General features: G+C 56.6%; 18 protein-coding genes. 11 read left to right on the top strand and 7 right to left on the bottom strand.

Annotated features, from left to right (window positions below):
• Nucleotides 1–83 precede the first annotated feature (83 nt).
• The 10 genes from fliJ to VNZ60_RS23090 all read left to right on the top strand — a co-directional run bounded on the left by fliJ (nt 84) and on the right by VNZ60_RS23090 (nt 7,207).
• Entirely contained in the window at nt 84–539 is a 456-nt protein-coding gene (fliJ, locus tag VNZ60_RS23135) for a flagellar export protein FliJ (RefSeq protein ID WP_325663419.1), read from the top strand.
• Between the two features lie 17 nt (nt 540–556).
• Nucleotides 557–1,954 (top strand): flagellar hook-length control protein FliK, encoded by a 1,398-nt coding sequence (locus tag VNZ60_RS23130; protein ID WP_325663417.1) that lies wholly within the window; start codon nt 557–559, stop codon nt 1,952–1,954.
• Nucleotides 1,955–2,082: 128 nt separating this feature from the next.
• Entirely contained in the window at nt 2,083–2,556 is a 474-nt protein-coding gene (fliL, locus tag VNZ60_RS23125; protein ID WP_325663415.1) for a flagellar basal body-associated protein FliL, read from the top strand.
• Between the two features lie 15 nt (nt 2,557–2,571).
• Complete coding sequence (gene fliM, locus VNZ60_RS23120) at nt 2,572–3,579, top strand: flagellar motor switch protein FliM (RefSeq protein WP_325663413.1); 1,008 nt, start codon at nt 2,572–2,574, stop codon at nt 3,577–3,579.
• Nucleotides 3,566–3,991 (top strand): flagellar motor switch protein FliN, encoded by a 426-nt coding sequence (fliN, locus tag VNZ60_RS23115; RefSeq protein ID WP_325663411.1) that lies wholly within the window; start codon nt 3,566–3,568, stop codon nt 3,989–3,991. Before fliM ends, fliN begins: the two co-directional genes overlap by 14 nt.
• Before the next feature lie 5 nt (nt 3,992–3,996).
• On the top strand, nt 3,997–4,443 hold the full coding sequence (gene fliO / locus VNZ60_RS23110) for a flagellar biosynthetic protein FliO (protein ID WP_325663409.1): 447 nt from the start codon (nt 3,997–3,999) through the stop codon (nt 4,441–4,443).
• Nucleotides 4,444–4,765: 322 nt separating this feature from the next.
• Nucleotides 4,766–5,545 (top strand): flagellar type III secretion system pore protein FliP, encoded by a 780-nt coding sequence (gene fliP / locus VNZ60_RS23105; RefSeq protein ID WP_325663408.1) that lies wholly within the window; start codon nt 4,766–4,768, stop codon nt 5,543–5,545.
• A 14-nt stretch (nt 5,546–5,559) separates the two neighbouring features.
• Entirely contained in the window at nt 5,560–5,829 is a 270-nt protein-coding gene (gene fliQ, locus VNZ60_RS23100; protein WP_325663406.1) for a flagellar biosynthesis protein FliQ, read from the top strand.
• The gene (fliR, locus tag VNZ60_RS23095) at nt 5,829–6,623 is read left to right on the top strand and encodes a flagellar biosynthetic protein FliR (protein ID WP_325663404.1); all 795 of its coding nucleotides are present in this window, start codon (nt 5,829–5,831) and stop codon (nt 6,621–6,623) included. The genes fliQ and fliR overlap by 1 nt, the downstream gene beginning before the upstream one ends.
• Before the next feature lie 377 nt (nt 6,624–7,000).
• The gene (locus tag VNZ60_RS23090; RefSeq protein WP_325663402.1) at nt 7,001–7,207 is read left to right on the top strand and encodes a SymE family type I addiction module toxin; all 207 of its coding nucleotides are present in this window, start codon (nt 7,001–7,003) and stop codon (nt 7,205–7,207) included.
• Nucleotides 7,208–7,548: 341 nt separating this feature from the next.
• Here VNZ60_RS23090 and VNZ60_RS23085 read toward each other — a convergent pair whose 3' ends face one another.
• The 6 genes from VNZ60_RS23085 to VNZ60_RS23060 form a co-directional block, all read right to left on the bottom strand.
• Entirely contained in the window at nt 7,549–7,872 is a 324-nt protein-coding gene (locus tag VNZ60_RS23085) for a hypothetical protein (RefSeq protein ID WP_325663401.1), read from the bottom strand.
• A 536-nt stretch (nt 7,873–8,408) separates the two neighbouring features.
• Complete coding sequence (locus VNZ60_RS23080) at nt 8,409–8,651, bottom strand: hypothetical protein (RefSeq protein WP_325663400.1); 243 nt, start codon at nt 8,649–8,651, stop codon at nt 8,409–8,411.
• Nucleotides 8,652–8,660: 9 nt separating this feature from the next.
• Nucleotides 8,661–8,915, bottom strand: coding sequence for a hypothetical protein (locus VNZ60_RS23075; RefSeq protein ID WP_325663398.1), 255 nt, complete (start codon nt 8,913–8,915; stop codon nt 8,661–8,663).
• A gap of 61 nt (nt 8,916–8,976) precedes the next feature.
• Nucleotides 8,977–9,228, bottom strand: a complete 252-nt coding sequence (locus tag VNZ60_RS23070) for a hypothetical protein (RefSeq protein WP_325663397.1) — start codon at nt 9,226–9,228, stop codon at nt 8,977–8,979.
• Between the two features lie 7 nt (nt 9,229–9,235).
• Entirely contained in the window at nt 9,236–17,431 is an 8,196-nt protein-coding gene (locus VNZ60_RS23065) for a hemagglutinin repeat-containing protein (RefSeq protein WP_325663395.1), read from the bottom strand.
• A gap of 217 nt (nt 17,432–17,648) precedes the next feature.
• Nucleotides 17,649–17,846 (bottom strand): hypothetical protein, encoded by a 198-nt coding sequence (locus VNZ60_RS23060; RefSeq protein WP_325663393.1) that lies wholly within the window; start codon nt 17,844–17,846, stop codon nt 17,649–17,651.
• Nucleotides 17,847–17,856: 10 nt separating this feature from the next.
• Here VNZ60_RS23060 and VNZ60_RS23055 point away from each other — a divergent pair, with 10 nt between their 5' ends.
• Nucleotides 17,857–18,900 (top strand): cation diffusion facilitator family transporter, encoded by a 1,044-nt coding sequence (locus VNZ60_RS23055; protein WP_325663391.1) that lies wholly within the window; start codon nt 17,857–17,859, stop codon nt 18,898–18,900.
• Here the strand turns inward: VNZ60_RS23055 and flgL are convergent.
• Nucleotides 18,809–20,020 (bottom strand): flagellar hook-associated protein FlgL, encoded by a 1,212-nt coding sequence (flgL, locus tag VNZ60_RS23050; protein WP_325663389.1) that lies wholly within the window; start codon nt 20,018–20,020, stop codon nt 18,809–18,811. The genes VNZ60_RS23055 and flgL overlap by 92 nt on opposite strands.
• Nucleotides 20,021–20,355 lie beyond the last annotated feature (335 nt).

Genomic DNA, 20,355 nt, shown 5'->3' with positions numbered 1-20,355 from the left:
CATTTTTTTGCAGGAACTGCCGTTAATACCAAGATAAGCCGTCATCACGGCCCCGCGCAGCGATCAGAGTTTGAGAGGAAATCATGTCAAAAACATTACCACTCGCCATGTTGATTGAACTGGCTCAAAACAAGACCGACGACGCCACCCGCCGCCTGGGGCAGTTGCAGCGGGCCCAGGTCAGCGCCGCGGAAAAACTGGAGATGCTGATCCGCTATCGCCAGGAATACTACGACCAGCTGCAATCGCAGATGCAGGACGGCGTCTCCTCTTCACGCTGGCGCAATTTCCAGCATTTCATCGCCACCCTGGATCACGCGATCGAGCAGCAACGCGCGGTCACTATCCAAGCCGATTCACGGCTGGCTTACGGCCGCAGCGACTGGCAGCAAAACAAGCGCCGCCTGAGTTCATTCGACACGCTGGCCGAGCGCGTCAAGCAACAGCAGGCGCAACTACTCAACAAGCGCGAACAACACGCCAGCGACGAACACGCGGCGCGCCAGTTCCGGCTGCGCATGACCGCAGCGGCAGAATAATCAATCGAGGAACTCTCATGTCTCTACTTGTTTCATCCAGCAGCGCCGCCCTGCAAGCCACGCCGTCAGTCAGCAGCGCCGGCAAGCAGGCGAATCCGCAACCCGCCGACGCCGATAATTTCGGTAAGGTCCTGAATCGTTCGCTGGCCGGCGCCGACAAGCCGGCCGCAGCCGCAGATGCCGCCGCCGACAGCGTCAAACCGGTTGACCGGGCGCCGTCGCGGCGGCAGGCAGGCGCCGGTAATGATAGCGATCTGCAGCAAGATCCGAGCGCCTCATCGGCTTTAAACCCGGCTTTAAATTTCCTGGCCTTGCCGCAAGTCGCCGCAAAAACGGCCGAAGCCAATCCCCAATCCGGCAGCGACACGCCGCCGCAATCCGCCGCAGAGAGCCAGCTCAACGCGGCGATTGCCGCTGCAACCGGCAAAACCACTGCAGCCACTGCACTCGCTGCCGCCGCTGCACCAGCCGCGCAGGCCTCTGAAAAAAGCAACAGTCCCGCAGCAGCGACTTTGCCGCCGATGACGCAATTGGCAAGCCAAGCCAGCGCAGCACCATCCAGGCAAAGCGCGGCAACGAGCAACGATGCCGGCAGCGGCGAGTACACCGCGCTGACACCTGGCCCGCAACAACAGATTAGCGGGACAAGCGCAGGCAACGCCGCCGGACAGCAGGCCACATCTGACGACGCCCACGCCGGCAAGCATGAAAAATTGGAAAAAGCGGGACGGCAAGATAGCCTAGCCACTGCCAAGGTCGGCGCCGGGCAGACAGACGCCGCGGCCAACGCCAATAGCGGCTCCAATGAGATCGCCACGGCCAAAGCTGGCGCAGCTAACTCCGGCCAGCAAAATCTGCAGATGGACACCCAGATAAGCACGCAGATGAACCCAGCGCTAGCGCACGGCCCTGCCGCGGCCTCCGCAACCACTGCGCCGCTGCCGGCCGCCGCCGTAAAGTTAGCGCTGACTCCCACGGTAGGCAGCGACGGCTGGGGCACAGCGCTCGGCAAACAAGTGGTCTGGATGGGTAATACCAACAACCAGAGCGCTGAACTGCACCTCAACCCGCCCGACCTGGGCCCCTTGAAAGTCACGCTGACGATCAATGACAACCAGGCCCAAGCCACGTTTGTATCTGCCCACCAATCAGTACGCTCGGCGTTGGAAGCGGCGCTGCCGCAGTTGCGCAACAGCCTGGCCGAAAACGGCATCAACCTGGGCAACACTTCGGTCAGCTCTGACACCCAGCAATCGCAGCAGCAAAGCGCGTTTGCCCAGAACCAGAGCGGCAACAGAGGTTCGGGCAGTCAGTTTCAAGCTGCTGCAGCGATAAGCGATCTGAGCGCCAAGGCCGAACCTAGCCCGGCTGTAGCAAGCAGGAATGGCAATGGCAAAGTTGACATTTTTGCCTAACAGAAAAAAAACCGAATTTCCGGGCGCAACAAATGCAGGATCTGAAGCGCTTTCTCCCTTTATATCAGCCGATGGTTCGACGCCCTTTTGGCAAAGAATGGACGCTGGAATTTGATGCAGGAAAAATCATGGCAACCATCACTAACGACGCAGTGGCAACACCCAAGAAAAGCAAGCTTGGACTGATCTTGATCATCCTCACCGCGGCCCTGGCTGCGGCGGGAGCTGCTTATTATTTCACCAGCCAGAAGGCCAGCGCCAAGACCGTCGCGGCGCCGGTCCCCGAGACACCGATCTTTGTTGCGCTCGATCCGTTCACCGTCAATCTGCAAGCGGACGACCGCGATCGTTTCCTGCATATCGGCCTGACCTTGAAAGTGGCGGACGCCAAAACCCAGGCGCAGATTGTCCAATATCTGCCGGAAACGCGCAGCCGGATTCTCAGTCTGTTGTCGAACCGCGATCCGAGTTCGCTGATCACCGCGGACGACAAGAACAAGCTTGCCGCTGAAATCCTCAAGGCATTGAACAAACCCCTGGCCAGCAGCCAGCCGCCGCAACACATCACCAATGTGTTGTTTACCGCCTTCGTGGTGCAGTAAAACCGAGACCCAGCTATGGCTTATGAACAGCTACTGTCTCAGGACGAAGTAGATGCATTGCTGCAAGGCGTCACCGGCGAGACCGACACCGCCGCTGCACCGGCGCCGAATCCAGAGGGTGTGCAAGCCTACAATCTTGGCACCCAGGAACGTATCGTGCGTGGCCGCATGCATACGCTGGAAATCATCAATGAGCGTTTTGCGCGCCAGTTGCGCAGCTCGCTTTTCAATTTCATGCGCCGCAGCGCCGATATTTCGGTAGGCGCGGTGCATGTCCAGAAATACAGCGAATTCATCCGCCATCTGCCGGTGCCGGCCAATATCAATTTGCTGCACATGAAACCGTTGCGCGGCACGGCGCTGTTCGTGTTCGATCCGAACCTGGTGTTTCTGGTGGTGGACAATCTGTTCGGCGGCGACGGCCGCTTCCATATGCGGGTCGAAGGCCGCGATTTCACCCAGACCGAGCAACGCATCATCACCCGCCTGCTGCACCTGGCGCTGGATAGCTACGGCAGCGCATGGAATCCGATTTACCCACTCGAATTCGAATACGTGCGGGCCGAAATGCATACCAAGTTTGCCAATATTGCCACGCCCAACGAGGTGGTAGTCAACACCACCTTCCACATCGAGTTCGGCCCCATCGGCGGCGCTTTGCACATCTGCATCCCGTATTCGATGATCGAACCGATCCGCGACCTGTTATCCAATCCGGTGCAGGACGAGGTCGAAGTCGACAAGCGCTGGGTCAAGCAATTATCGCAACAGGTACAAAGCGCCGATGTCAAGCTGAAAGCCGATTTCCTGACGCTGCCGTCGACCATCGGCCAGCTGCTCAAATTGAAAATCGGCGACGTGCTGCCGATAGAAATGCCGGAATCGATAGTCGCCAAGGTGGATGGCGTGCCGGTGATGGAATGCGGTTACGGTACTTCCAACGGCCGCTATGCGCTGCGGGTTGAAAAAATGATCAATCACCGCGACGGTGATGTTGATGTAAAAGGGAATGACCATGATTGACGACAACAAACCAGATCAAACTTCCGACGCCGAAGACGATTGGGCCAGCGCGCTCGCCGCTCAGACTGCCGCATCACAACCGATAGCGCAACCTGCGGCTGCATCCAAGGTGTTCCAGCCGCTCAGCGGCGAACGCACCGAGGTTGCCAAAACCGATATCGACATGATCCTCGACATCCCGGTGCAGATGACTGCCGAACTGGGGCGCACCAGGATCACCATCAAGAACCTGCTGCAACTGGCGCAAGGCTCGGTGGTCGAGCTGGACGGCCTGGCCGGCGAACCGATGGATGTGCTGATCAACGGCTACCTGATCGCCCAGGGTGAGGTGGTGGTGGTCAACGACAAGTTCGGGATTCGCCTGACCGATATCATCACGCCGTCCGAACGCATACATAAACTGAACCGATGAAATCCTTGCGCATTGTATGGCTGGCGCGGCTGGCCTGGCTATTGTCAGCATGTCTGACCCTGCCCGCCGCAGCCGTGATCGCTACGCCGCCGGCAGCGGCAGCACCCGCTGCGATGCCGGCATGGGGCGCGAGCGGCTTGCTGCAAGCGGCTTCCGGCCTGGCTATCGTAGTGGCGCTGATTTTCCTGTGCGCCTGGGTGGCGCGCCGGCTAGGGCTGCAAAAATACAATAGCGGCCGCCTGGTAAAAGTGATTGCCAGCACCAGCATCGGCCAACGCGAACGGGTGGTGGTGGTGGAAATCGGCGGCACCTGGCTGGCGCTGGGCGTCACACCGGGACGGATTCAATCCCTGCACAGCATGCCGGCCCAGGAAATCACGGAAGATCCCACGCTGCCAATCGGACCCGGCGCCTTCGCGCAAAAATTACGCGAATCACTGGGCCGCAAATAAGCATGACAATGCCCTTGCCCGTTTTTTCGGTGCGCTTAACCAACGCAGCTAACTGGGGTCAGAGTGAACTTTCTGCGCGCTTTTTGCAGAAACTTCACTCTGACCCCACTTAGCGGGCCACGGAGCACCTGCCTCATCGTTAAAAAAGAACAAAACTGCGTCGTGCGCCCGATCTTTCTCCGAATCCGTCATGTGGGGTCAGAGTCAAGTTTCGCGGTGAAGCCTGCGAAAGTTGACTCTGACCCCAGATGACTCCTGCCGGGACGATGTCATGAATTATGAAACCCTTATTAATATTTACTTATTAAAACCGATAGGCAGAATGCGTCCTCACTCCTTCCTTGCGCAACACCGCAAACTACTGTCGGCACTTTTTTCGACACTATGCGTGGCGCTGATCCTGTCACCGGCTATCGCCGCAGCACAAGCGCTGCCCGGCATCACCAGCACCGCCGGCCCCGGCGGCGGCCAGACCTGGTCGCTCAGCGTCCAGACTCTGCTGCTGCTGACCTCGCTCTCGTTCCTGCCGGCGCTGCTGCTGACGATGACCAGCTTCACCCGCATCATCATCGTGCTCGGCTTGCTGCGCACCGCGATAGGTGCGCAAAGCTCGCCGCCGAATCAGATCCTGGTCGGCCTGGCGCTGTTCCTGAGCTTCTTCATCATGTCGCCGGTCTTCGATAAAGCCTACAGCGACGCCTACAAACCGTTTTCAGAAAACAAGATCAGCGCCGAGCAAGCACTCGATCGCGGCATCCAGCCGTTCAAGAAATTCATGCTGAAACAAACCCGCGAAGCCGATCTGGCCCTGTTTGCGAGACTGGCGCAGACACCGCAAATGCAAGGGCCGGAAGAAGTGCCGCTAAGGATACTGGTGCCAGCCTTTGTCATCAGTGAACTGAAGACAGCGTTCCAGATCGGCTTCACCATCTTCATTCCATTCCTGATCGTCGATCTGGTGGTGGCCAGCGTCCTCATGTCGATGGGCATGATGATGGTGCCGCCCGCCACCATCTCGCTGCCGTTCAAGCTGATGCTGTTTGTGCTGGTCGACGGCTGGCAGCTACTGATCGGCGCCCTCGCCCAAAGTTTTTATACTTGATCCCCAGACCCTAAATGACTCCTGAATCGGTAATGTCGCTTGGTTTCCAGGCGATGAAAATGACGCTCCTGCTGGGTGCGCCGCTGCTGCTGGTAGCTTTGGTCAGCGGCTTGATCATCAGCCTGTTCCAGGCCGCCACCCAGATCAATGAAATGACCTTGGCGTTCATTCCCAAGCTGCTGGCGGTTTGTGCCACCATGGTCATTGCCGGGCCGTGGATGCTGAATTCCATCCTCGACTACATGCGCCAGCTTTTTTCCAGCATTCCGCAGCTGGTAGGCTGATGTCGCCGATCCTGTCCGTTACCTCTGCCCAGCTAAGCGCCTGGGTAGTGACGTTTGTCTGGCCCTTCGTCCGCATGCTGGCCCTGATCAGCGCCAGCCCCATCTTCGGCGAAAAGAAGGTAGCGCGTCAGCTTAAGGTCGGCCTGGCCGCATTGCTGGCGATTGCCATCGCCCCTACCCTGGGCGCCATGCCGACGGTGCCGCTGGTCTCCGCCGGCGGCGTCTGGATCCTGATCCAGCAAGTCCTGATCGGCTCGGCCATGGGCTTTTCCATAAAACTGGTGTTTGCCGCGGTACAAGCCGCCGGCGACTATACCGGCTTGCAGATGGGCTTGTCTTTCGCCTCCTTCTTCGATCCCAACAGCGGCGGCAACACCATGGTGCTGGCCAGCCTGCTGAACATGCTGGCGACGATGATTTTCCTGGCGGTCGACGGCCATCTGATGATGATCAGCATCCTGGTCGAGAGCTTCCATGTATTGCCGATTTCGGATGCGCCGCTGGCCGCCGCAGGCTGGAATTTCCTGGCGCTGGCCGGCGCCAATGTATTCTCGGCTGGGCTGATGCTGGCGCTGCCCATGGTAGCCGCCCTGCTGACCTTGAATCTGGCTATGGGCATTCTCAACCGGGCTTCGCCGCAATTGAGCATTTTTGCGGTGGGCTTTCCTTTGACGCTGCTGGGCGGGATCATGATGTTGCAGCAGTTGATGCCGCATCTGGCGCCGTTTCTGGAACAGCAGTTTGCGTTGGGGCTGGCGAATATGCAGCACGTGGCGCAGGCGTTGCACCAGTAAAGAAAATCGAAGCCGCAGCCGATCTGGCGTTGCCCTTCGGCTCGCGGCCGACAAATGAACTTCGCATGGCTTGTGCTGGTCATCGCCTGCCGCTGTCGCCGCTACCCTCGAACCAGACTTGATTTCTTTTGTAAGCCGCTCTTGTTCGCCGCTGGAGAGGCGGTGCATTTTTTAGTCTTTGACTTAAAACACCCTGTACGCACTTTTTATTCTGTCTTTGCGATCTCGTACATGGTAATTTGGTCAAACCTCTTTTAAAAAAGGCGAGGTGTTTGAGGCGCCTGCGCTGGTTTGGGCAGGCTTTAAAGAAGACGCGGATTAGGGATGCAGCAAACATCCCCAACCCGCTAACCAATCAACTAAATGGAGTAGTTAATATGGCTAAGCGCAATTCTACGCGAGACAGCAACACGCCGGTAGTAAATGCAGCACAACGGCTCACCGTGTCCTTCTATCAGGACGACAATCCCGAAACGCTTTGGATACGATTGCATGGCAGCGGAATCAAACAAACAGGCTTCAGCCCCAATACCAGTGTGCGTGTCAGGGTCATGACTGGGTGTTTGATGATTACCAGCGATTAGAACCAATACATCACTGGCATCCGCAATAAAAAACCGCTCTACAATTCCGCGCGGGTCGCGGGGTTGAGAGCGGATTTTTTTTCAATACGGCCGCCAGCGATTAGCGGGGTGGCAGAGCTTCAGATCACACGCCAATGGAAGTCGGCTGCAAGGACTGATATTGCATGTGTGGTTGAGTCTGAGCTAATACATGCAATTTTCAATTCAAATTCTTCGGCAAAATAATACCTTTGTTCTCGACCTCGACATATAGCCCTAATGCCGCCAGCATTGGTTCAACAATTTTTAAGAAAATTTCAGTCGAGATTGCACATGCTGTCGAATTGATGTGCGATACATTTTCAATGGGTATAAATGATCCATCCAAAAAATGAAAATATCACAAAAGTCCCGATGTTCTGTACTACTGATGCGATACGTGCAGCTAATATCCAGCAACGTAATCCCTGAATTTTTAACATCGCTCTGGAGTCATCACCCCAAACGGTTGATTTTTTTAATGCCGAGGCGTATCCCAATTTAGGCGAAACATGCCAATCAGAAGAAATATCAAGAGCATAACTGCGATCTTTGAGTATTCGCGCAATAAGCTGTTCTCGAATAAGTTGTTTCGCTATTAGTGAGGCATAGACTACGATGAGTGGAGCAAAAAATAAAAGTGTCATCAACGGGAATTGCTCTTTTCTTTAAGTGAAATTGGAAATAAAGGGGGCAGAGTCGAATATTCCAACGCGAATATTCGACTGACACCTTTATTTCCTTCGGTGCTGCTGCCGTCGCGCAGCGTCACCATACGGATTATTTTTTAAAACGTCTTAAATCAAGAACACGGGTGTCGTGCTTTATCGCAAAACCAAAGATAGCGGCGACAGCTAAAAATATGAACTCTACGATAAGAACTAATATTTTTTCGCTTTCTTTTGTAGCTCCATTCCAGAGTAAACAAATCAATGAAACACCAAGTGAGGCGTAACATAAAGTCGCGTGTACCCTCATTTCGAGTTTTGTTAAAACATCTTTTTTTTGTTTTTGAACCAACATTTTTTAGGAGGGCTACATTGAGAAATGAAGGGAGCAGAGAAATAAAGGGGCAGAGTCGAATATTTCAATGCGAATATTCGGCTCTGCCATTTTGTTTCACAGCTAAAAAAAACGCTACACAATCCCGCGTAAATCGCGGGATTGTGTAGCGGATTTTTATTTATTGATCATCCTTCTTCTCGTAGCTTTTTTTTGCTTTTTTGTAGGTGTTGTCGAAGGGCTTGATTTTGAGCATTGCTGCTCGACTTGAGATTCCACCTACAGCGCCAATAACAAGGCCGATACAAGACACCATTAAAGTTTGATCATATTTAAGACCAATAAAAATTAAAGAGACTCCGATAACGCAAAGAATGCCTCTAACCAATAGCGTAAAATTTCCATCTTCGATAAATTTACTCATTTTTTTCCGTTATTGCTTTTCGATATCTCTGTTGTAGCTGCCTTTAGCTTTTTTATAGGCGTTATCAAAAATTTTTAATCCTAGTGCCTTTGTTCGTCCTGAATATCCCGCTGCCGCGATCGCAGCTAATCCAATCGAAAATCCGAGGGCACGTAAATAGTAGTTTTCTACCCAATCTATAGATGTATATATCAAAGAAGCTCCTATCAGAAGGAGGGTACATATTGCAAGGCCACTGAAATTTCCTTCATTCATGATTTTCATTTTTTCAGTCCATTGTTTGTCCAATTCCGCGCATTACGTGCGATTGGAAGTGGATTTTTATTTATTGATCATCCTTCTTGTCGTAGCTTTTTTTTGCTTTTTTGTAGGCGTTGTCGAAGGGCTTGATTTTGAGCATGTGTGCCTGGGATGAGTACCCACCTATAGCAGCTATGGCTAGTCCTACAGCGATGCCAACCGTACTCCACGTCGCACTTTCCACATAATTAAAAGAAAGAATTACTACGATTGCACCTAAAAGAAATAGAAGAATTTTTACTGGATAAATGAAATTACCATCTCGTATAAGTTTCATTGTTTTCTCATTTCCTTTCTAGAGGATTATGATCTTTAATTTTTTCACCTAGTTCTGTTATTGCTGGGCCAACTATTGGGGATTTTTCACTGGTAATCTTAACGCCGTAGTCAACGAGCGAACCCCAGGACAGCACACGGAGGTTAGGCCTCAGAGCCTGTTCCAGCGCATTTGTCCCGAATCCAACCAAAGTCGCTGTCCAAGCCATGCTCAATTGAGTCGCTGCCCCTGCCTGCAATATAGGATTCGGGCTGTTTGCTAAAAATGTTCCATACGCCGTAGCCGCCGCCGCAAACCTCCCTGACTGCGTAGAAAGCCAGCCAGCCCCATCGGCCATCTGGTCTCTTGTTGGCAGCTGTGGATTGATCATCACCACAGAACATTGTGTCCCGATACAGCTTGCTTGCTTGTATGGATTAAGTACCCCTGAAGCATTATTCATATTCAAAGCAAGATTTTGCGTTGGCGACCACGCGTAAGTGTTGTCGGTACCTTGCTGGATATAGGCCATTAAGTCAGGGGAGACATTGAGCGGCACCTGCTGCATCAGATGTTGTGTGCCATCTTTTCCGTTCTGAACCACTGACCATTTTGCGCCATCATCGTAGACCGTCGCTTTATTGCCATCCACGTTGACAATTGAGCCTGTGCCGACACCTTCGCCCAATCTCTTATTGTCCGCCGCCCGCAGAGCATCTTCAACTTGCTCAACGGTGTATTTCCCGTTACTGTTCGCGGCTAGTTGCTTGGCAAGTGTTCTCTCATCCGGATGCAACTGCCGATTGTTAGCTTCCACATTCAAACTAGACGCCGCCCCAGCCCCACCACCAACAACTGCCCCCAGCGCCGTCGCCGTCACTTGCGCCAATCCCTTCGCCACCCCATCCGGCAAGCCCATGTTATCAATTGCCGCCCCGATTGTACTCATCGCTTCCGCCGACACAAACGCACCCGCAGCACCAGCCGCACCGCCCGTCAACGCACCAATACCGGTATGCAGCGCAACCCGATAATCCCCTTTCTCTCCCCATTTCGCAGCCTCAGCACGTAAGGACGCCGCTTGTTCGGTATCGCCGCTGTCCTCAGCTTGCTTTGCTTCAGCATTGAGCGCCTTTTGCTGCTTGTCCGCATAGGTCCCTATCGCCATCGCCGCCTGCTGCCCAAACGCCGCCACGATCTGCGTCTCTGCCGTCACCTGGCTATTGAGTTGCTGTCCATCCCAATCCTTGGTCACCGAACCGGCATTGTTCACACCCACATCGTGATTGACCGCGGCCACAGCCTCAGTCGCAGTTTGCCCAGTCAATTGCTGCTGCTTCTGATCGTCGCTGATCACAATTGTGCCGCCGCTCACCCCGCCATGACTAGTGCCATGGGTGTCGCCACTGGCGCTGCCAAAGCCCACAGAAGTACCGGCCGGGCCGGCGTTCGATTTGCCGCCCGGCGTCTTGTCGTTCTGCTGGGCATAGCCGCCGCCAACACTCGCACCGGTGGCGTCGTAGCTGCTGTGATTCTCGATATCGCTTTGCGTCAAGGTTTGCGTGACCAGCATATTGGCGTTGTTTTTTACAGCCGTGTCGCTGCTGGCAATCACCCCGCCCTTGAGATCGGTGTTGCCGTTGACGTTCACAATAAAGCCGCCGTCGCCAGTCTTGATGCCGGATTGTTCGCCCACGCTGGCGTAGTTGCCGTCGACCTTGCTTTGACTGTAGTTGGCGCTGCCGCTCACGCCCACGCCGATGGTGATGCTGCCGCCGATGGCCTGGTCTTTGCTCTTGTAGGTGCTGGTGTCTTGCAGGCTTTCGATGTTCAGATTGCCCTGGCCGCTGGCGCCGACATTGGCAAACACTTGATTGCCGCTGGCCACCGCGCCTTTGATATTGGTGTCGTGGCCTGACGACAGCACCAGCGTGTTGCCGGCGCTGACATGGCTGTTGACGTTGGTGACATCGGTACCGTCGCTGTTGCCACGGCTGCCGGCCGCATTGGCGGTGATACCCGCCGCGAAGCCTTTGCCGTCATAGGTGGCGGCAATCCCGATCGCCGCGCTGCTCGATGAACTGGTCGAGTGTTGCGTATCGGTGCTTTGCGCCGCGCCCAGATTGATATCGCCATCGGCTTTCAGGACTGCGCTGTGCCCGGCAATGACGTCGCTGCCGATCACATTGAGATGGCTGTCTTTGCCTGCTCCAGTGGCGGTCATTATCACGTTGCCGCCGGCCTTGACGCTGGAGCCGACCACGGTACTGCCGCTTTGCGTACTTTCGCTGTTGCTCTTGCTCGAACCGACCGTCAGGCTGATGGTGACGCCCCTGGTCGGATCCTGGGCGGCGTTCACCGCGCTGTACGCCGAGCCTGCTGCCGCCGCACCGGCCATTACCTTCATCCGCGCATCATCCGTTTTATTGCTGGCAGACGCCATTTGCTGCACGCCCTGCACGGCGTTGATCAGCGGTGCGGTCACCCCCACCGTCAAGCCGCTTTGGCTCGCCGAACTGGTCTGCTTGCCATCGTAGGTATCGTGAACGGCAATTACGTTGATTTTTTGCGCAGTCACACCGACATCGCCTTGCATCGCAATCACGTTGCTGCCGCTTTGCGTATAGGTATTACCGGCGCTGATATTGACATTGCCGTCTATGCTGCCCACCGTGCTGCCGGTGTTCGTGACTTGCCGGCTGGTTTGCGTGTTTTGCTGGCTCTTCGATCCCATCGTCACGCCGACGCCGCCGCTGCTGAACATACCGGAAGTCTTTTCTTCGAAGCGGTAGCTGCTGTCGCTGGTGTTTTGCGCGGTGGCGATGGTGACGTTGTTTTTGGCGTGCAGATCAATATCGTTAGTCGCCACGATGTTGCTGCCGATGACGCCGATGTCACGCCCGGCCTGCACGATCACCGAATCCCCCGACAAGGTGCTGCCAATCGCGGTGGTGGTGTTGAGGTTGGTCTGCGAACGGTCGCTCGAAGATGACAGCATGCCTTTGGAAGTGACATACACCGCCTGATCGAGGCTGCTGCTTTGCTCGGCGCTGCCGATGTTGACATCACGCCCGGCGGCGGCGACCAGTTGCGATCCGGCGTTGACATAGGCGGCGCTGGTGTTGATATCCTGGCCGGCGATCAGGGCCAGCTTGCCGCCGGCGTCGATGGCGCTGCCGTTGGCTTGGGTCTGGCTTTGGTAGAGGTGATTGTCCTGATTGTAGGTGGCGTTGTAGCTGCTTTGGGTAGTCACCGCCGTCAGATTAAGGTCACGCCCGGCGGCCAGGGCGGTGTCGCCGGTGGTGCTGATGGCGGTGGCCGCCAGATTGATGTCACGCCCGGCTTGTACCGATAGCTGATCGGCGTTGACGCTGGCGATCCGTCCCAGGGTGATGTTGGTGCCCAAGACGCCGGTGGCGGAGTAGGCGGCAGTCGTCATCGTCACATCACGCCCGGCCAGGATGCCGACGCGGTGGCCGCTGATGGCGCCGCCGTTGTTGAAGATGTCATTCTGCGCCACCAGAATCGTGCTGCCGTCCTTGCCTGTGCTGCGGATGTTGCCGCTATTGGCGATGTCGGTGGCTTGCACGATCAGCTTGTTGGAAGCCTGCAAAGTACCGCCGTTGCTGAGGCTGCCGTTGATGGCCAGGTCGATATTCTTGCCGGAGATTAGAGCCCCAGTCGGCGCGATATCTTCGACGGAGGCGCGGGCCAGGTAGACCACCGGCGCCAGCACACGGGTACGGCTGCCGTCGGGCAGCGTAACCTCTTGTTCAACCAGCCAGACGATGTCGGCGGTCAGCGCCGCCATTTGCGCAGCGGAGAGCGCGATGCCGGGCGTCAGCTGGAAGCGCTGCGCGTAAGCGACACCGGACTCCATCAAGGCCTTGTATTGCTCTTCATTGCTGGCGTAGCCGTCCAGGAAACGTTTGCCGGTCAATTGGGCGATCTGATCGTTGATCAGCTTTTGTTCATAGAAACCGTCGCCCAGCCGCTTTTGCACTTTCTGCGGATCGAACGACAGCCGGTTCAACAGGTAATCGCTGGAAATGAAATTTCTGTAATTGGTGAACTTGGGATCGGTTTCGATCAAATACGGCTGGCCCGGTTGCGGGCGAATCGTAAACAACTGGCTGTTGGGCAGCACCAGATTGGGCAAGGGTGCATCGGGCGTGCCAATGGTTTGGCGGCTGCCGCTGGGAGCGATACTGCCGCCGCTGCCGGAACCGATGGTCCCCGCCGCGCCGTTCGCCGACAAGGAACTGCCATCGACGCTCGGCGTTGCATTAGGATCAACCCCATTGCCGACAGCCTGATTCGGATCGGTCGCGGGCTTTGTATTCTCTTGCTTGGTCCAGACTTGCAGCGCCAGCGGTATCTTCGACAGCACGACATCAAAGGCGTCGGGGCTGCCGTTGACGTAGTCGTAGTGGTCTCGATGGGGATGGCCGCTCACCGTATGAAAATAGTTCTCTCCTTTAGTCATGTGATTGGTGGTGATGGTTTCGCCCGTCGCGCCGATATTATTGATGTCGCCGGTATGGCCGGTGATGCTGCCACCGGCGATGATGGTGCTCTTGTCGTTGGTGACCGTGCCGGACAAGACCATGTTGCCGCCCGAGCTGATCTTGCCGGGCGCGCTGCTCGTGACTACGCTTTGCTGGACGATCTGGGTGTAATCCCGTTTGTTAAACCGCTCGCTGCGCCAGTTGCCGGGCAGGATCAGCACCAGTGCGCCGTCGCCGCTATCGCCCCAGGTGACCTGATCGGCCGTGAACCAGACACCGGGGGCCTTGTCTGGGTTGTATTCGATGACGCGCTTGGTTTTACTGGGATCGATCTGCAATTCGGTGCTGAAATGATCGTTGCGGTTCATCAAGGCCGCGGTTTGCAGCCGCAAGTCGCCGCCGGCGTCGATGGTGGCGGAGGCGTTGAGAATGCTGGCGGCGTTGCCGCTGACATGGTTGTCGGCGTCGAGCGCACCCCCCAGCGCCATGTCGTTCAGGCTTTGCATGATCGCGTATTCGCGGTTGACGATGGTGGCGGCGCCGATATCGAGATTGTTGCGTGCCGCAATCACGCCAGCCTGGCTGCTGCTGCCATCGGCATTGAGCACGCCGTCATTGGTCACGCTTTGCGCGCCAATGGCTACATCATCGCCATAGATACGGCCCAGGTTGTAGAAGCTGTTGCCGGCTTTGATGACGGTGGCGCCATTGCCGGCATTGACCAGCGCGCCATATTGATTATTGAAATTGGCGGCCGTCAGGCTCAGATTGCGTACGGCTTCCAGATTGCCGGCGTTGGTCAGCGTGCCGCTGGTGCTGAAACTGAAATCGCGATTGGCGCTGAGCAGGTTGCCGGTGCTGTTGGTGTAATCACCTTGCAGCTTGAGCGTCAAATCCTGGCCGGCGATGACTTTGCCGTCGCCGGTGATGGTGTTGGCGTTGATGGACAGGTTTTTATCGCTGCCGATATTGCCCGCTGCATTGCTAACGTTGCCACTGCTGGAAAGGGCAATATTTCCGCCATCGCCAGTGGTGTTGCCGATCTGGCCGCCGCTATTGTCGAGGCTGGCGAGGGATAACGCGATATCGCCTGATGCGCCGATATTGCCGCCGGTGTTATTCAGCGTGGCGCCGGCTTGGTTCAGGCGGAGGTTCCTGGCGGCGAACAGCTTGCCCTGGCGAGTATCGATTTCGTTCGCAATCTCCAGGTGCAAATCCCCGCCGGCGATGATCTGGCCTTGCTGCGTGTTGCTCAAGCGCGAGGCGGCCAGGGTGACATCGCCATTGCCGCCTATGGTACCGGCGTCGTTGACGATGCTTGCGCCGCCTTGAAGCGTGGTGGCGCCCGTGCCGCTGTTGGCAATCCGACCCGAGGTATTGTCGATGCTGCTGCCGAAGATAGCGAGCGTCGCAGCGCTGCCATTGGCTTCGACGCGGCCAGCCTGATTGCTCACGGCGGCGCTTGCCGTGGCGGACAGCGAGCCGTCGCTCTGGATCACGCCGGCGTCGTTGGTCAGCGTGCCATCGGCGTTCAGCGCCAGATCTTGTTTGCTATAGAAAGTGCCGTTCGTGTTGTCGATATCGCTAGCGTTGACACCGATGCTGCCTGCGCTGCCGATAAAACCACCGACGCCATTGGCGGCGGTATTGCTCAGCCCTTGTTTCAAGCGGATATCGAGCGCCGATGCACCGATGTTCTGCACCGTGCCCGCTGCGTTATTCAAGCTGCGGGCCTGGATGGCAAGGCCGTTCTTGATTGCTTCGATTTTACCGGCCGCATTGTTGACTTGGCCCGCCGCTTTCAGCGCCAGGCTGTCGCCGGCCAGATAACCCTTGTTGCTGTTGTCGATGTCGCCGCTGATGGCGGTGACCGTTGTACGGCCAGCACCAAACAGCGAACCGGAACGATTGTCGATGCTGGCTGCGGTGACGTTGGCGCTGCCGTTGCTGCCTATGCTGCCGCCTTGGTTGTGTAAAGCGCCGCTGCCGAGATTGACGTTCATCTGGCCGGCTCCTGCATGGGAGATTGTACCGCCGGCGTTGTTCAACTGCTGCGGCGTCAGGGTCAGATCGGCGCTGTTGGTCTGGATCAGACCGCCATTGCTGTTGTCGAGCGACCCGGCGACATCGATGATGCTGGCGTCCTTGCCGAACTGGGCGATCTGGCCTTGCCGGTTCGCCAGATTGGTCGCATGGATCGTCAGTTGATCGGCGTTGATCTTGCCGCCGACATTCGACAGGCTGCCGGAGCTGCTTGCCAACTGCGCGCTATTGATCACGCCGCGATCGTTGACGACGGCGCCGGCAGCGTTGATGCTGGTGCTGCCTGCTGTTTGCAAATTACCGCCAGTGTGGTCGATATCGCCGTCGCTGGCTGTCAGCGTCGTGCTGCCGCCGGCGCTGGTTTGGGCGTTGCGAAGATTGATACTGCCTGCCGTCATCGATACATTGCTGCCGGCGGTGTTCTGGCCGGTGGCTGTCAGCGCGCCGTCGGCCTTGAGATTCAAATTTCCGGTTTGGCTGACTTGGCCATTGGCGTCGATGCCAGCCGCCAGCACGCCGCTCGATTGCACGCTCGCCGCTGTCAGATTGAGATTGCTCTGCGCCGCCAGCGTGCCGCTATTCGAGATTTGCCCTGCGCTGTTGAGATTGACCGCTTGCTGCGCGTACAGCGTGCCGCTGTTGGTGATGTCGTCGTCGCTGCGTATGGCGACGCTACCGCTGGCGTTGGTTTTACCGTTGAGCGTGACTTTGCCGCGGCTGTCGAGATGGATGTCGCCGTCGTGTGCGGACATCGTGCCGAGGTTGCGCACGCCGACGCCAAATTCAGTGCCGATAAGACGGATCTTGTTGGCGTACATCCCGCCCAATTGAGCGACGTCGATGCCGACGGTCGGCTGCGCGCCTTCGCCCTGAATCACTGTGACGCCCAGATCGGCGTAATTGACTTGATTGTTGCCGGTGACGGCGTTGAGCCGATTGGCCCACAACTCGCCGTTCACCTGGATGCTGCGAGAAATTAGGTCAAATTGCGCAGTATTCGAGGCATTCATACCATTGATCTGAATATCGCCCCGCGTGACGCGAAACGCCTCCAGGCTGCCATCGGCGCCGAATTGCGGTGTGCCGGTAGTCAGCACGCCGCGCGTGGTATTGATAAAACCGCAACCGGAGCAAGTAATACCGTTCGGATTGGCGATGATTACTTCGGCGCGTTGCCCGGCCACTTCGGTGTAACCATTCAACAGACTGCGGCCGCCGCCCATGACTTCGTTGAGGATGATACGAGCGCTGCCATTGGCCAGATTTGGATTGCCTTCGACCAGACCGCCGAGCTGCGTTTGCGTGATCGTGCGGGCGTTGTTCAGAATCACGCCATTGCTATCGACGTTGTATTGCTCGTAGCGATTGTGACTCACGCCTGCGGCGTTGGGCGTAACAATCTGCACCAAAGGCCGCCCACTTGCGCTGCGATCGATAGTGGGACCCGAGCCGCCATTCTTGTACGCCACCATTTGCGCTTGCACTACGGTGACACCACCGAACAGCGCCGCCACCAGCAGGCTGAGCGTGGCAAAGCGGTGCAGCGGCGCGGCGGTCACATCGGCTGCGCATCCTGCTCCCGTCGCTTTACCCTGGCTGGACACATTCTCCGAAACAGCCATCAACATGCTGCGGTTTTTATTGAAAATGACGCGATAGGCTTGCTGATTCATGGCTATTCCAATTCAGGAAGTGGGATTCTTACGGTGGGGATGGGCAAGACAGGCCGAAACTGCCATCTTCTTTGCGAAGACGGAATTTTCCACTCTACAAATTCACTTTCCGATTGGATATAAGAAATTTCTTGGATTTGCTGCGATTTTCAATTCTTCACAAATTTCGCGGAGGTTAATGAAGATTAATGAATGGCATGAATGGATTTTTTTGTTATTAGATATAATTCAGCAGCGAGATTTCCCAAAAATCTGCTGTGCTGTTTGCAAGCTCATCTGCCACCGGTACAACTCGGTAATCGCGCTGGTGTAGTTCAAATCCTTCGTCGATCACGATCGCATCACAATCTCGATGTTTTCCAAGACCGATCCCTGCACCGGACCAGCATTTGATGAATTTCCAATGAGTTTCCAATGAGTTTCCAATGAAATCCAATCAAATTTCCGACGACCCCGAAGACACTCAGCACAGCTCCGCCGAACGTGCCGCGGCTGCCTCTCGCAGCACCTGGGTAAGTGTCTGGGTCAATATTTTTCTGAGCATTACTCAGGTCGCGGTAGGTATTCTCTCCAAATCCCAGGGCCTGGTTGCCGATGGCGTCCATTCGCTATCCGATCTGGTGGCGGACTTCGTGGTGCTGTTTGCCAGCCATCACGGCAAGAAAGATGCGGATGAGGATCATCCTTACGGTCATCAACGCTTCGAGACTGCGGCCTCGCTGGTGCTGGGCTTGCTGCTGCTGGCCGTCGGCGTCGGCATGTTGTGGTCTGCCTTGCTCAGGCTGGAAGATCCGGCTGCGATACAAAAAGTGCATGTGGCCGCGCTCTGGGTAGCAGGCGCCGCTCTGATTGCGAAGGAAACCCTGTTCCGTTACATGCTGGCGGTAGCCAAGCGCGTCAAATCCAGCATGCTGGTGGCGAACGCCTGGCATGCGCGTTCCGATGCGGCGTCTTCGCTGGTGGTGGGGATAGGCATCGTCGGCAATCTGGCGGGATACCCGATCCTGGATCCGATCGCAGCGCTGATCGTGGGTTTCATGATTGCCAGGATGGGTTGGGAATTTGGCTGGGACGCGCTGCATGACCTGATGGACCGCGCGGTCAACGAACAAGAAGTCGAGGCTATCCGCCGCACGCTGCTTGAAACGCCCGGTGTCAGCGGTGTGCATGACGTGCGCACCCGCAAGATGGGCGACATGATCGTGGTCGATGCGCATCTTGAAGTTGATGCGGCGATTACCGTCGAGGCTGGCCACGATATAGCCGTCGCAGCGCGGCAGCGGGTGTTACAGCGCCATCGCGTATTGAATCTGATGACGCACGTGGATCCGTGGCGGCGTCCGGATCTGGATCACGGAAGCGCCGACCGAGCAAACCTTACAGATAATTCAGCAACGAAATCTTCCGAATCTGCACAAACGTCTGCTGTGTCGCCTGCAGCGACATCTGCCGCTGATACAACTCGGTGATCGCGCTGGTGTAGTTCAAATCCTGGATATCGGACAGATAGCTCTTGTCCGACAGATTGCGGCTGTCGCCATTGACGTTGAGCGTATCCAGCTCTTGCATGCGCGAACCTACCGATGAACGCACCGTCAGCACATTGTCGAGCGAGTTGGACAACTTGACGTTGGCCGTAGCCAGCGAATTCAGCAGTTGCGCCTTGGCCGCAGGGGTGCCGGCGTCGACCGGCGTTTTCAGCGCGCCGATCAAATCCTTGAGGGCGCCGAACATGTCGGGATTGGCGTTTTTTGCGGTGTTGACGGCGAAGCTGTCGCCAGTGGCCGGTGCTCCGGTCAGGGTGATTTGCAAACCGCCGAACTGAATCGGTGCGCCGGAGGTGTACGCGCCGGGCGTGACTACCGGCGGCGTATCCGAATTGGTAATGTTGAAAGTGGTGGCCGAGGTGAAATTGATCGAAAAATTCTTGCCGAAATCGGGATTGGTGGCGTCGATCACTGAAGTTGCGCCGTACACGCCGTCGCCGGTGTTGGCGGCAGAGGAAGTGGCGACGTAACCGGCGTTGCCCTGTGCACTTTGGAAAATGCTGCGGCCGTCGTCGGTGCCGGCCATTTGCCGTGAGATGTCGACCTGCAGCAGTTGCTGGCCTTGATCGCCGACATATTGCACGCCGCCGCCGGCCTGCGGCACGAAGGGCGCGCTGCCGCTTTTGAAACCGGCGAACAGGAACTGGCCGTTGCCGTCATCGGTGTTCGCCAAACCCAGCAGCTGGTCGTAATTGCTTTGCAAGGTGGTGGCAATCGAGCCGCGATCGGCGTCGCTCATGGTGCCGTTACCGCCTTGCACTATCAGGCCTTTGATGTTTTGCAAGAGCGTGGTGACGCTTTGCAGGGCGTTGTCTTCCAGGCCCAATGTGCGCGTTGCCTGGGCGCGGCTGGTCGAGTATTGCTCGTTGAGATTAATCGATTGCGATGCGCTTAGCGCCCGGGTTGCGCCCAGCGGGTCGTCGGACGGCGTCAGGATTTTCGACATGGCGCCGATCTGCTGTTGCACACGCAACAGGCTGGTTTGCTGGGAGCCCATCGCCGCCAGGCTTTGATCATAAAACGATTGAGTACTGATACGCATCTTGTTCTCCTGGGTTACAACTCAACTACAGCTCATCCTGTTTTTCAGTGCACTAACAAACGCAGCTAACTTAGCTAACTGGGGTCAGAGTGAACTTTCTGCGCGCTTTTTGCAGAAACTTCACTCTGACCCCACTTAGCGGGCCACGGAGTAGCTGCCTCATCGTTAGAAAGAACAAAACCACCTGGTGCGCCCTGTCTTTCTCCGAATCCGTCATGTGGGGTCAGATACCGTCTTGAATAGCAAGCCCGTTGGTTAAATAATTTGGATCGAAGGGCTTGCCAGTACGGACCACCCCGTAAATAAGATGCGTCATTTTGTGCATGACGGCCCCG

It is taken from the genome of Collimonas sp. (assembly GCF_035566375.1).
In the GTDB taxonomy this organism is placed as follows: Bacteria; Pseudomonadota; Gammaproteobacteria; order Burkholderiales; family Burkholderiaceae_D; genus Collimonas.
Note: the sequence above shows the minus strand (reverse complement) of the source record. Positions and strands in the feature narration are given on the sequence as shown.